At 63.5% G+C, this 12,976-nt stretch carries 8 protein-coding genes; 3 read left to right on the top strand and 5 right to left on the bottom strand.

The genetic code is table 11. The annotated features are described in order from the left end of the window. Window positions 1–236 precede the first annotated feature (236 nt). The 3 genes from RYH74_RS03865 to RYH74_RS03855 form a co-directional block, all read right to left on the bottom strand. Entirely contained in the window at window positions 237–2,666 is a 2,430-nt protein-coding gene (locus RYH74_RS03865) for a TonB-dependent siderophore receptor (protein WP_317408986.1), read from the bottom strand. 108 nt (window positions 2,667–2,774) lie between these two features. Beyond that, a complete protein-coding gene (locus tag RYH74_RS03860) occupies window positions 2,775–3,737 on the bottom strand; it encodes a FecR family protein (RefSeq protein WP_317408985.1) in 963 nt (320 codons plus the stop codon). Between the two features lie 20 nt (window positions 3,738–3,757). After that, on the bottom strand, window positions 3,758–4,255 hold the full coding sequence (locus RYH74_RS03855) for a sigma-70 family RNA polymerase sigma factor (RefSeq protein WP_025337788.1): 498 nt from the start codon (window positions 4,253–4,255) through the stop codon (window positions 3,758–3,760). A 494-nt stretch (window positions 4,256–4,749) separates the two neighbouring features. On the opposite strand from RYH74_RS03855, the gene RYH74_RS03850 reads away from it, so the two are divergent. After that, window positions 4,750–5,913, top strand: a complete 1,164-nt coding sequence (locus tag RYH74_RS03850) for a type III PLP-dependent enzyme (protein ID WP_025337787.1) — start codon at window positions 4,750–4,752, stop codon at window positions 5,911–5,913. A 218-nt stretch (window positions 5,914–6,131) separates the two neighbouring features. Here RYH74_RS03850 and RYH74_RS03845 read toward each other — a convergent pair whose 3' ends face one another. Both RYH74_RS03845 and RYH74_RS03840 read right to left on the bottom strand, forming a co-directional pair. Continuing rightward, window positions 6,132–6,881, bottom strand: coding sequence for a tetratricopeptide repeat protein (locus tag RYH74_RS03845; protein ID WP_317408983.1), 750 nt, complete (start codon window positions 6,879–6,881; stop codon window positions 6,132–6,134). A gap of 3 nt (window positions 6,882–6,884) precedes the next feature. Then, the gene (locus RYH74_RS03840) at window positions 6,885–7,565 is read right to left on the bottom strand and encodes a Fe2+-dependent dioxygenase (RefSeq protein WP_317408982.1); all 681 of its coding nucleotides are present in this window, start codon (window positions 7,563–7,565) and stop codon (window positions 6,885–6,887) included. A gap of 222 nt (window positions 7,566–7,787) precedes the next feature. Here RYH74_RS03840 and RYH74_RS03835 point away from each other — a divergent pair, with 222 nt between their 5' ends. Further along, window positions 7,788–10,070 carry a TonB-dependent siderophore receptor gene (locus tag RYH74_RS03835; RefSeq protein ID WP_317408981.1) on the top strand — a complete coding sequence of 761 codons (2,283 nt, stop codon included), beginning with the start codon at window positions 7,788–7,790 and terminating at the stop codon, window positions 10,068–10,070. 254 nt (window positions 10,071–10,324) lie between these two features. After that, window positions 10,325–12,880, top strand: a complete 2,556-nt coding sequence (locus RYH74_RS03830) for a sulfite reductase flavoprotein subunit alpha (RefSeq protein ID WP_317408980.1) — start codon at window positions 10,325–10,327, stop codon at window positions 12,878–12,880. Window positions 12,881–12,976: the final 96 nt, after the last annotated feature.

Raw genomic sequence — 12,976 nt, 5'->3', positions numbered from 1 at the left:
GGCCGCTCCCACAAGTACAGCATCAGCCTCGGGCCTGGCGCGGTACCTGTGGGAGCGGCCTTGTGTCGCGATGGGCCGCAAAGCGGCCCCGGCAATCTCGGCTCAGAACCCAGGTTGTGGATTGCCTGTGCCGGCCTCTTCGCGGGCTTGCCCGCTCCCACAGGGATATCACAATCCTCCAGGCCTGCGCTGTACCTGTGGGAGCGGGCAAGCCCGCGAAGAGGACCACACAAATGTCAGAACCCTACACTGGCCTGCACATAGAAGGTCCGCGGCTCACCCACATAGATGCCGGCATTGTTGTCGCTGGAGCGGGTGAAGTACTGCTTGTCGAACAGGTTCTTCACCCCCGCCGCCAGCTTCAGGTTGGACATCTGTGGCCCGAACTCATACCCGCCACGGGCATGCCAGGTCACGTAACCCGGAATATCACCGTACTGCCCATCCGCACTCGGCTCGGTGATGTAGTCGCCGTTGAAGCTGCCATCGGCATTGATCCCGGTACCCGGCGCGCGCTGCTTGGATTGGGCGTAGGCATCCAGGTTCCAGGTCCAGTGGTTGACCGCGTAACGCACCCCGGCAGTGGCCACCTGGCGTGAATAGAACGGCAGGTCACGGCCCTCGAAGCCAGGAATGTCCCCTTCATAAGTAGCGCGGGTGTAGGTATAGCCACCGCTCACCGACAACCCTTCCAGGCGCGGGTCCAGGCCGTCCAGGTCATAGCGCACCGAGGCCTCGATACCCTGGTGCTTGGTCGCGCCGAGGTTGGTCCAGCCCACGTCGTTGCTGATGTACTGCAGTTCGTCATCGAAATCGATGTAGAACGCCGTCAGCTCACCGGCAAAGCCACCATTGTCATAGCGGGTACCGATCTCGTAGGTCTTGGCCTTTTCCGGCTCCAGGCCATTGGCCGTGCTGTTGCCAGTACCACCCTGGCCCAGCTGGAAGTACTGCAGGCTGCCGAACGAGGTCTCGTAGTTGGCGAACACCTTCCACGCATCGGAGATGTGGTACATCACGCTCAGCGCCGGCAGTGGCTCGTTGCTGGTGATGCTGCGTTTCTTCTCCGGCACCGGCTGGCCGTTGGCACCGAGCACCGGGCGGTCGCGCCAGTCGGTGTTGATATGCTCGAAGCGGATACCTGGGGTGATGGTCCAGTTACCCACGTCGATCTTGTCGTCGATGTAGTAGGCGCTGGCCTCGGTACCACCGCTGCGGTCCTGGAACACATGGCCGTCGGAGGTCGGGGTCGGCGTCGGCACGTTGTCGATCAGCGCCAGGCGGGTCGACTGCTCACGCATCGCTTCCTTCAGGTAGCGGTAACCCACGCTGACTTCCTGGGTGGTCGGGCCGGCGAAGAAGATCCGCGACAGCCGCGGTTCGATGGCAAAGGTATGGTAGTTGCGCGGGTACGACGACAGGGTCTTCATGTCGCGCGAGGCAATGGAGCTGCCGCGGAAGCTGTCGGTGTAGTAGGTCAGCACTTCGAACTGGGTGGCGTCGTCGAGCTGGCGCTGCCACTTGAACGACACGTCCTTGCGCCGGCCGGCAAAATAGTCGTAGTCGCGCAGCGACTGGTACGGGTTGCTGTCGTACTGCGCCTGGGTCAGGCCGCCGGGCATGTCGGCACGGCCGTCGTAGTAGTGGAAGTTGAGCCAGAACTCGTCAACGTCGGTCGGCGCCCAGTGGGTCTTGAGGATGACGTCGTCGATGTCGTTGCCGTTGTTGCTTTCACGGTAGCCGTTGCCATTCACCCCGGTGTACAGCAGCGCCACGCCCATGCCGTTGTCCGCCGTGCCGCCGACGAACGCCGACTCGGTGTGTTTCCAGCCACCATGCTGGGAGTTTTCCAGGGTGGTGGACAGCTCGGCCGAGGCCTTCTCCGGGATAGCCCGGGTAACGAAGTTGATCACCCCGCCGACGTTCTGTGGGCCATAACGCACGGAGCCGGCGCCACGCACCACGTCGATGCTGTCGAGGTTGCCCGAGGAAATCGGCGCCATCGACAGCTGCGGCTGGCCATAGGGCGCGAAGGCGGCCGGGATGCCGTCGATCAGCACCGTGGAGCGTGGCGACAGGCGCGAAGTCAGGCCGCGAACACCCACGTTCAGCGACAGGTCGCTGCCGCCGGTGCCGTTGGAGTCCTGCACCTGCACGCCCGGGATGCCGCGCAGCACGTCGCGCACGTTCATTGCGCCCTTCTCCACCATCGCCTCGCGGCGTACCACGGTGCGCGCGCCGGGGTGGTTCTGCACCACGCTCTGCTGGGCATCGCCCAGCCAGTCACCCACCACCTTGATGTCGGTGGGTGCCAGCTCCAGGCTGCCGGTGGTGAGGGTGCCATCGGCCTGGGCCGGCTTGACCACCACGGTGCCCTGGGACATCTCGTAGGTGAGGCCGCTGCCTTGCAGCAGCTGCTGCAGCGCCTGCTCGGGCGCCAGCTGGCCGGACACCGCCGGGGCCTGCTTGCCGGCCACCAGCTCTGGGCTGAAGAACAGCTGCAGGTTGGTCTGCTGGCCCAGCTGGTTCAGCGCCGAAGCCAAGGGTTGGGCCTGGATCTGGATGGTGCTGCCGGCCTCTGCGGCCTGGCTGTTGACGGCCACGGCACTGACCGCCAAGGCCAGCGCCAGGGCGCGGAAGCGTGGGAAGGGCTTGTTGTTGTTCACGTCGTCGAAACTTCCTGGAATACGGAATAAACGCCAACCGCATGCAAATGGAAATGCTTGGCAGTTGCAGCTGGCGGGGAAGACGAACGAGCGGAAAAAAACCTGAATCTATTTCGCGATTATTTCGCGCGAGCCATCTTCATGGACCTTGATGGCCACCGGCAGGATGCTCGGCAAGGCACGCAGCAGCGCGTCGGTGTCGTCGGTGCTGAAGGTGCTGGACAGCCGCAGCTGGGCGACTTTGCCGGAGGCGACCCGCAGCGGCTGGCTGCGGTAACGCGAGGCCTCGGCCACCACCTCGGCCAGGGTGGCGTTGTCGAACACCAGCCTGCCTTGGCGCCAGGCAGTCAGGGCGCCGGTATTCACCGCATAAGGCGCGGCCACCTGGCCTTGTGCATCTATATGCGAGCCCTGGCCCGCCGTGAGCTGCGCCAGCGAGGCGCCCTTGCCCTGCACACGCACCGAGCCCTGCTCCACCGCCACGCGGGTGCTGGCCGGGTCCAGGCGGACGTCGAAACGGGTACCGGTGACGGTCACGCTGCCCTGGGCGGTGTCAACCACGAACGGCCTGCCACTGTCGTGTGCGACGGTGAACATCACCTCACCCGCCATCAGCCGGACATGCCGCTGGCCGGCGCTGAAAGCGACCTGCACTTGCGTGCTGCCGTTGAGCTCAAGGTTCGAACCATCCGGCAGTTCGACCTGGCGGCGTTCGTTGAAGGCGGTCTGCAAGCTGCCCTGGTGATTCAGTTGCTGGTAGTGCCAGCCGCCCCAGCCCAGGCCCAACGCCAGTGCGGCCACGCTGGCGGCCAAGGCCTGGCGCACGAAGCGCCGACGTGGCAACTGGCGTACCGGTGCCGGCTGGCACAGCGCTTCCAGGCGCTGGCGCGGGATGAAGTCGGTGGCCTGCCACAGGCGGGCGAGCTGCTGGTACTCATCACGGTGCCGTGCATCGCCTTCCAGCCAGGCGTGCAGCTGCGCCTGCAGCCCGGCATCGCGAGGCGCATCCTGCACCCGGGCGAACCACGCGGCCGCCTGCTCGCGGACGGTATCGGTACCGTGCTGTTTCATCGAAAAGGTCTCCTGACTCATCATGCCGACACATCCAGGTGCTCACGCAGATGCCGGAGCGTGCGGATCATATACTTTTCGACCATGTTCTTGCTCAACCCCATGCGCTCGGCGATCTCGGCCTGGGTCAGGCCTTCGAGCTTCTGCCAGATGAACACCTGCCGGCAATTGAGCGGCAGTTCGGCCAGCGCACGCTCGACACTGTCGGCCAGCTCCAGCGCATGCACGTAGGCCTCGGGGTCGCCACTGGCGGCCACGCCTTCGTCGAAGGCTTCCAGCTCCAGGGCCTGGCGGCGGTCCTCGCGCCGGAAACCATCCACGGCAATATTGCGTGCGGTCTGGTGCAGGTAGGCGCGTGGCTGCTCGACCTGCTCGCGCGGGTTTTCCAGTACCCGAACAAAGGCATCGTGGGTGAGGTCCTCGGCCTGCTGTCGACTGCGCAACTTGCGCGTCCAGGTGCCGATCAGCTCATGGTAGTGGTCGAGGAAGCCTTTGGGTCCGGACACGGTCGGGGTCATCAGGGAGGCAGACAAGGGTGCGAATAGTAATGTTTCTCATCAAACACGGCAATTCCGCCAGTCGGTAACAAAAAATTTATCGCCTTTTTCATGCACGGCGGTGCCAGGAAAATGTGGCCATAAATATGAACACCTGAGGCCCTTTCGCGGGCACGCCCGCTCCCACAGGAACCGCGAGATGCCTGTGGGAGTGGGCGTGCCCGCGAAGGAACCAACGCGCTCCATTCCACTATTTTTTACGCTTGAAACACTCCGGGGAACATCAGCCGGTCACATGGGTCGGTTATTCAAATGGCAGGTCGTCGATCCGCGTCGATCACGCCCGGATTGCCTGTTGATTCTGCATTCTTCACGCCCTAAAGTGCGCGCCGAACGTCCATGCTGGAAACGATCCATCCGGCTCAAGTACTGAGTAGGCGAACCAAAGTGGGGATACGGAGGACGTTCAGTTTGCAGCCACTTAAATTTTCAGTTTGCCCATGGAGTCCCTGAGCATGTCGATCCAGGTCGAAGACTATTTCGCGCGTGACACCTTCCAGAAAATGAAGGCGTTCGCCGACAAGCAAGAAACCCCGTTCGTACTCATCGACACCCAGATGATCAGCCAGGCCTATGACGACCTGCGTGCTGGTTTCGAATTCGCCAAGGTGTACTACGCGGTAAAGGCCAACCCGGCCGTGGAAATCATCGACCTGCTCAAAGAGAAAGGTTCGAGCTTCGACATCGCCTCGATCTACGAGCTGGACAAGGTGCTGGGCCGCGGCGTCAGCGCCGACCGTATCAGCTACGGCAACACCATCAAGAAGTCCAAGGACATCCGCTACTTCTACGAGAAGGGCGTGCGCCTGTATGCCACCGACTCGGAAGCCGACCTGCGCAACATCGCCAAGGCCGCGCCGGGCTCGAAGGTGTACGTGCGTATCCTCACCGAAGGCTCGACCACTGCCGACTGGCCGCTGTCGCGTAAATTCGGTTGCCAGACCGACATGGCCATGGACCTGCTGATCCTCGCCCGCGACCTGGGCCTGGTGCCTTACGGCATTTCCTTCCATGTTGGCTCGCAGCAGCGCGACATCAGCGTGTGGGATGCTGCCATCGCCAAGGTCAAGGTGATCTTCGAGCGCCTGAAGGAAGAAGACGGCATCGAGCTGAAGCTGATCAACATGGGTGGCGGCTTCCCGGCCAACTACATCACCCGGACCAACAGCCTGGAAACCTACGCCGAAGAGATCATCCGCTTCCTGAAGGAAGACTTCGGTGACGACCTGCCGGAAATCATCCTCGAGCCGGGCCGTTCGCTGATTGCCAACGCCGGCATCCTGGTCAGCGAAGTGGTCCTGGTTGCACGCAAGTCGCGCACCGCCGTCGAGCGCTGGATCTACACCGACGTGGGCAAGTTCTCCGGCCTGATCGAAACCATGGACGAAGCCATCAAGTTCCCGATCTGGACCGAGAAGAAAGGCGAGGCAGAAGAAGTGGTCATCGCCGGCCCGACCTGCGACAGCGCCGACATCATGTACGAAAACTACAAGTACGGCCTGCCGCTGAACCTGGCCATCGGCGACCGCCTGTACTGGCTGTCGACCGGTGCCTACACCACCAGCTACAGCGCAGTGGAATTCAACGGCTTCCCGCCGCTGAAGGCTTACTACCTGTAACGCAAAACGGGGCCGCAAGGCCCCGTTTTCATTTGTGCTTTCCTGTACCGGCCCTATCGCCGGCAAGCCGGCTCCCACAGGTACAGCACAGGCTTGGAGGACAGTGATATCCCTGTGAGAGCCGGCAAGCCAGCTCCTGCAGGTACAGCACAGGTCTGGAGGGCAGTGATATCCCTGTGGGAGCTGGCTTGCCGGCGATAGGGCCAGCACAGGCAACCTCAGTTCCCTCGCCGTTCGATCTCCTCGGCATACCGCGCCGCAAAGGCCATCAACACCGGCCCCGCCCCTTGCAAGGTCACCAGCGCACTGCGCAGGAAATTCATGTTCCCCTCGACCCGCGCCCGCTCCAGCCAGGGCCCGGCTTCCGCCACCTGCCCACGCTCGACCAGCACCAGCCCCAGGCTGAACATGCCACGAAAGTCCCCCGCCTCGGCCGAACGCCGATACCAGCGCACCGCCCGTGCCGGGTTGGGCGCCGTGGCGATGCCTTGCTCCAGGTAACGCCCGTACAGGTTCATCGACTTGGCATGCCCCATGTGCGCGGCCTTCTCGTAGCACATCAGCGCCTGCGCCTGGTTGGCCGGTATGCCGCGCCCGGTGGCCAGCAGGTTGCCCAGGTTGTACAGCCCCCAGTCCAGCCCGGCATCGGCCGCACGCGCATAGTGGATGGCCGCCTGTGCCTGGCTTGGCTCACCGCCCCAGCCATGCTCCAGGCAACGCCCCAGCATGTTGTGCGCCATGGCACTGCCACCCTGCGCGGCGATGCCGAACCAGCGCCTGGCCACGGCGGCATCCGTCTGAATGCCGCGCCCGTCGAGCAGGATCTGCCCCAGCAGCAACTGTGCCTCCACCGCGCCCTGCCCGGCCGCCGCCAGGATCGCCTGGGCGGCCTTGCCAGGGCTTTCTTCCAGCATGGCCTGCAAACCGGCCACATCCACCACTTCCTCACGCCGCAACTGATAGGACACGGTTCAGACCTCGGCCCAGCGGCGCAGCAGGTTGTGGTAGGTGCCGGTCAGCTGTAGCAGTGATGGATGCTCCGGCACATCGGCAGTCAGTTGCTGGATGGCATTGTCCATCTCGAACAGCAACGCCCGCTGGCTGTCCTCGCGCACCAGACTCTGGGTCCAGAAGAATGCGGCGTAACGCTGGCCACGGGTCACCGGGTTGACCTTGTGCAGGCTGGTGCCGGGGTACAGCACCAGGTCACCGGCGGCCAGCTTGACCTGCTGCACGCCATAGGTGTCCTGAATCACCAGCTCGCCGCCGTCGTAGCTGTCCGGATCGCTGAGGAACAGCGTGGAAGACAGGTCGGTACGCACCCGCTCCGGGCTGCCCTTGGGCTGGCGCAGGGCGTTGTCGATGTGGAAGCCGAAATTGCCGCCTTCACGGTAGCAGTTGATCAGCGGCGGGAACACCTTGTGCGGCAAGGCTGCAGACATGAAGCGCGGGGTCTGCCACAGGCGGTCGATCAGCGCACTGCCGATCTCCTTGGCCAGCGGGTGGCCTTCCGGCAACTGCAGGTTGTGCTTGGCCTTGGCCGACTGGTAGCCGGCCGTGATCTTGCCGTCGGCCCAGTCGGCCTGCTCCAGCGCCTCGCGGATACGGGCCAGTTCATCGGCGTGAAACAGGCTGGGGATGTGAAGCAGCATGGCGGCAGCACCGTTGGAAAATGTAAAGGCGCCAATGATATTGATTCCCTTTTGCGCTTCACAAGCCCCATTCGCCGCTTAAGACGTTTCAGCTTGATGAAACCGTAAAGGCAAATTGTAAAGATTGTAAATTCTTCACGAATGGTAACGACTCTCAATTGTGAGTCACAATTGCTTACATTAAGATCCGCGGCCTTAACACCTTGGGGAAGGTCCTTAGCAATGCGCCAGTACGTACCATCTGCAGTGAGTTCACCACGCCTGATCGTGTCTGCCATCGGTGTCGCCCTCAGCGCTTCGTCGGCCTATGCCGCCGACCCGGCCGCCAGCAGCGCTATCACCCTCGACGCCACCAGCGTCAACGGCAAGGCTGAACAGGCCAGCACCGATTACAAGGTCGACAAGGCCTCTTCGCAGAAGTACACCGCGCCGCTGGTAGATACCCCGCGGTCGATCACCGTGATCCCGCAGCAAGTGATCAAGGACACCAGCGCCCTGACCCTGCAGGATGCACTGCGCACCGTGCCGGGCATCACCTTTGGTGCCGGCGAAGGTGGCAACCCGCAAGGCGACCGCCCGTTCATCCGCGGCTTCGACGCCCAAGGCGACACCTACCTGGACGGCGTGCGTGACACTGGTGCGCAAACCCGCGAAATCTTCGCCATCGAATCGGTAGAAGTAGCCAAGGGCCCGAACTCGGCCATCGGTGGCCGTGGTGCCGCCGGCGGCACCATCAACCTGGTGAGCAAACGTGCACACCTGGGCAACTCGCTCGATGGCGCCTGGACTTGGGGCAGCGACCAGACCCAGCGCTACACCTTCGATGGTAACTACCAGTTCAGCGATACCGTTGCCGGCCGCCTGAACCTGATGACCCACGAAAGCAACGCCGCCGGCCGCGACAAGGTCAACTACGACCGTTGGGGTATCGCCCCATCGCTGGCCTTCGGCCTGGGTACCCCGACCCGCGTGAACCTCGACTACTACCATCTGGAAAGCGACGACCTTCCGGATTCGGGCATCCCGTACACCATCCCGACCGGTGGCAACACTGCACGCACCTCGGCGCACCCGAGCAAGCCGACTGACGGCGGCGACAGCGACAACTTCTATGGCCTGACCGGTCGCGATTTCCGCAAGACCCGCGTTGACATCGCAACCATTGGCATCGAGCACGACCTGACGGACTCGCTGACCATCAAAAACACCCTGCGTCACGGCAACAGCATGCAGGACTACATCCTGACCCAGCCTGACGACAGTGTTGGCAACGTCAACAACAATGGGGTCTGGCGTCGCGCCAACACCCGTGTTGGCAACACCGCCACCACAACCAACCAGACCGACCTGTTCGGTGAGTTCTTCGTCGGCGGCTTCAAGAACAATTTCTCCACCGGTATCGAGTTCACCAAGGAAGAGTCCGACCGCCAGAGTTACACCGTCACGCCAAACAGCAAACTCAGCTGCACTGGGCCTGGCAACGGCGGTAGCTGCACCTCGCTGAGCGACCCGAACCCGGATGACGCTTGGGACGGCACGGTCTCGCGCAACTACGCCGGTACCAAAACCAGCGGCAAGACACGTGCGATCTATGCTTTCGATACACTGGAGCTCACGCCCCAGTGGCTGCTGAACATGGGCCTGCGTTACGACCATTTCGATACCAAGTTCCGTACCTACGACGCCAGCGGCGCAACCGTCGTGAACAAGAACGGCGTACCTACCAAAGGTCGCGACAAGAGTGAATTCTTCACAGGCCAGTTGGGTCTGGTCTGGAAGCCTGCCGAGAACGGCAGCATCTATGTTTCCTACGCCACGTCCGCGACCCCGCCAGGCGCCATGCTCGGTGAAGGTACCGAAACCAACACTCTGCCAGGCACCACTGACCGCAGCGGCAATATCTTGGGCAGTGACCTGGAGCCGGAAGAGACCACCAACTACGAAGTAGGTACCAAGTGGGACTTGCTGGACGAACGCCTGTCGCTGGCAGCAGCGATCTTCCGCACAGAGAAGGAAAACGCCCGCGTTCAGGTGGACACCACCACCTATGAGAACGTCGGCGAAACTCGTGTACAGGGCATCGAGTTGTCGGCCAGCGGCAAACTTACCGACAAGTGGCAGGTATTCGCTGGCTACACCTACCTCCAGGCGCGTCAGATCGACGGAGGCCCACTGAACAAGGCTAACGACGGCAACCAGCTGCCAAACACGCCGAACAACAGCGCCAGCCTGTGGACCACGTACTCCATTACGCCGAAGCTGACCATCGGTGGCGGTGCGTTCTACGTCGATGACGTGTATGGCAACGTAGCCAATACCACAATGGTCGACAGCTACGTGCGCTACGACGCGATGGCCGCCTACAAGCTGACCAAGAACATCGACCTGCAACTGAACGTGCAGAACCTGACCAACGAGGTGTACTACGACAAGGCCTTCTCCACCCACTTCGCCAACCAGGCGGCGGGGCGGACGGCGCTGTTGACCACCAGCTTCCACTTCTGATGCCGGGATGGGGTTGATCTGCTCGGATAGGCTGCTCCTGTAACGGCCTCTTCGCGGGCTTGCCCGCTCCCACAGGTACTCCACAGGGTTCAAGTGCTGTGCAGTTCCTGTGGGAGCGGGCAAGCCCGCGAAGAGGCCAGTACAGGAGACCACCAAAAGAAGCCCCCGCCCCGTTCATTCCCGTGAGCGGGGCTTTTGCGTATCAAGGCATAATGCACGCCGCGCAGTGTGCGGCAGAAACACAAGGTGATCATGTGGTGAAGAAGACGCTGTTCCAATTGCACTGGTTCTTTGGCATCACCGCTGGCCTGGTGCTGGCCTTGATGGGTATCACCGGAGCCTTGTACTCGTTTCAGGAAGAACTGCTGCGCGCGCTGAATGCCGATGTCCTGAAGGTCCAGGTGCGCCCGGAGGGCGTGCTGCCCCCGGCCGAACTGGTCCAGCGGGTCGAGGCCCAGCAGCACGACAAGGTGGCGATGCTGTGGGTCGATGTACGCGAAGGCAACGCCGCACGCGTCTTCTTCACCCCACCACCAGGCGAGCGCCGTGGCCAGCTGCGCTATGCCGACCCGTACACCGGCGAACTCAAGGGAGAAGTGGCCGGGCAAGGCTTCTTCAACCTCATGCTCAACCTGCACCGCTTCCTGGCCATGGGCGACAGCGGCCGGCAGATCACCGGTGCCTGCACCCTGATGCTGGTGTTCTTCTGCCTCTCCGGCCTGTACCTGCGCTGGCCGCGCAAGGCGCTGGACTGGCGCACCTGGCTGACCTTCGACTGGGCCAAGAAAGGCCGCGCCTTCAACTGGGACCTGCACGCGGTAGCCGGCACCTGGTGCCTGATGTTCTACCTGCTGTTCGCCCTGACCGGGCTGTTCTGGTCCTACGAGTGGTACCGCGAGGGCCTGAACAAGCTGCTGGCCGACGCGCCGGCCGCCGGCCAGCAGCAAAAGCGCGGCGAAGGCCGTGGCCGCCACGGGCCGCAGAAAATCGACAAGAACGCCCCGCCGCTGGTGGTCGACTACGACGCGATCTGGGCCAACCTCAAGGACGCTGCCGGCCCGGGCCTGGCCATGTACAACCTGCGCCTGCCACCGGTAGGCGGCCAGCCGGCCAACCTGTTCTACCTGCTGGACAACGCCGACCACCCACGTGCCTTCAACACCCTGGTACTGGACCCGGCCAGCGGCCAGGTGAAAAGACATGACCGCTACACCGACAAGTCCTTCAAGGCCCAGTTGCTGCAGAGCGTCTACGCCCTGCACGTGGGCGAATACTTCGGCCTGCCGGGGCGCATCATCGTCACCATCGCCAGCCTGACCATGCCGCTGTTCTTCGTCACCGGCTGGCTGCTGTACCTCGACCGCCGTCGCAAGAAGCGCCAGGTACGTGCCGCCCGTGGCAACGTCACCAGCAACACCACCAGCGGCGACAGCTGGCTGATCGGCTTTGCCAGCCAGAGCGGGCTTGCCGAACAACTGGCCTGGCAGAGCGCCGGGCAGCTTCAGGCCGCCGGCCTGCCAGTGCAGGTACGCGCCCTGGCAGAACTGGGTGAAAGCGACCTGCGCCAGGCCCGCCGTGCACTGTTCGTGGTCAGCACCTTCGGCGACGGCGAAGCCCCCGACAGCGCCCGCGCCTTCGAGCGCAAGGTGCTCGGCCAGCCTTGGGCGCTGGACAACCTCAGCTATGCCCTGCTCGCCCTCGGTGACCGCCAGTATCCGCACTTCTGCGGCTTCGCCCGCCGCCTGCAGGCATGGCTGGGTGAACGCGGTGCCAGCAGTGCGTTCAGCCCGGTGGAAGTGGACAACGCCGACCAGGCCGCGCTGCAGCAGTGGCAGCAGGAACTGGCGCAACTGACCGGCGCCCAGCCAGTGGCCGCCTGGCAGCCGCCGAGCTTCGGCAACTGGTCGCTGGTGCGCCGCGAACTGCTCAACCCGGGCAGCCAGGGCCAGCCGGTGTACCTGCTGGGCCTGCGACCGGAACAGCCCGCCAGCTGGGAAGCCGGCGACCTGGTGGAGATCCTGCCGCTCAACGGCCAGCCGAGGATCGACGCCTTCCTCGATGGCATGGCGCTGGACGCCGGGGCCAAGGTGCAAGTGAATGGCCTGGGCGAAACCCTCGCCCAGGCCCTGGCCGGCCGCCAGTTGCCGACCCGTCGCGATCACCTGATCGGCCTACAGCCGCAAGCACTGGTCGACGCACTGGTGCCGATCGGCAGCCGCGAATACTCGATTGCCTCAATCGCCAGCGATGGCGTGCTGGAGCTGATCGTGCGCCAGGAACGCCATGCCGATGGCAACCTGGGCCTGGGTTCCGGCTGGCTGACCGAGTACCTGCCGCTTGACGGTACGCTGAGCCTGCGTTTGCGGCGCAACAGCAGCTTCCACCTGCCGGAAACGGCTGCACCGCTGGTGTTGATTGGCAACGGCACCGGCCTGGCCGGCCTGCGCAGCCTGCTCCGCGCGCGGGTGAATGCTGGCGAGCAGCGCAACTGGCTGCTGTTCGGCGAGCGTAACCGGGCGCATGACCTGCTGTGCGGCAACGAGCTGCAAGGCTGGCTGGACAAAGGCGACCTGGCACGCCTGGACCTCGCATTTTCGCGGGATCAGGCCGACAAGGTGTATGTGCAGGATGTGTTGCTGCAGCAGGCTGAAGAGTTCAAGCGCTGGATCGCGGATGGTGCCTGTGTGTATGTATGTGGCAGCCTGCAAGGCATGGCTGCCGGGGTGGATGCGGCGCTCAACGGCATCCTCGGGGAAGCGGTTGTGCAGCAGCTGATCGAGGATGGGCGGTATCGGCGGGATGTGTACTGATCGGAAACTGATGTAACCAGCACCGGCCTCTTCGCGGGTAAACCCGCTCCCACAGGGTCCTCACAGATTTTGAATACTGTGCGGTACCTGTGGGAG

Origin of the sequence: Pseudomonas sp. LSJ-87 (genome assembly GCF_032971465.1) — a bacterium.
Taxonomy (GTDB): domain Bacteria; phylum Pseudomonadota; class Gammaproteobacteria; order Pseudomonadales; family Pseudomonadaceae; genus Aquipseudomonas; species Aquipseudomonas putida_Z.
Note: the sequence above shows the minus strand (reverse complement) of the source record. Positions and strands in the feature narration are given on the sequence as shown.

Excerpts from the sequence above, each read along its gene's own strand:
- RYH74_RS03855 (WP_025337788.1), bottom strand. The coding sequence starts at position 4,255 with ATGACCCCGACCGTGTCCGGACCCAAAGGCTTCCTCGACCACTACCAT.
- RYH74_RS03860 (WP_317408985.1), bottom strand. The coding sequence starts at position 3,737 with ATGAAACAGCACGGTACCGATACCGTCCGCGAGCAGGCGGCCGCGTGG.
- RYH74_RS03840 (WP_317408982.1), bottom strand. The coding sequence starts at position 7,565 with ATGCTGCTTCACATCCCCAGCCTGTTTCACGCCGATGAACTGGCCCGT.
- RYH74_RS03850 (WP_025337787.1), top strand. The coding sequence starts at position 4,750 with ATGTCGATCCAGGTCGAAGACTATTTCGCGCGTGACACCTTCCAGAAA.
- RYH74_RS03835 (WP_317408981.1), top strand. The coding sequence starts at position 7,788 with ATGCGCCAGTACGTACCATCTGCAGTGAGTTCACCACGCCTGATCGTG.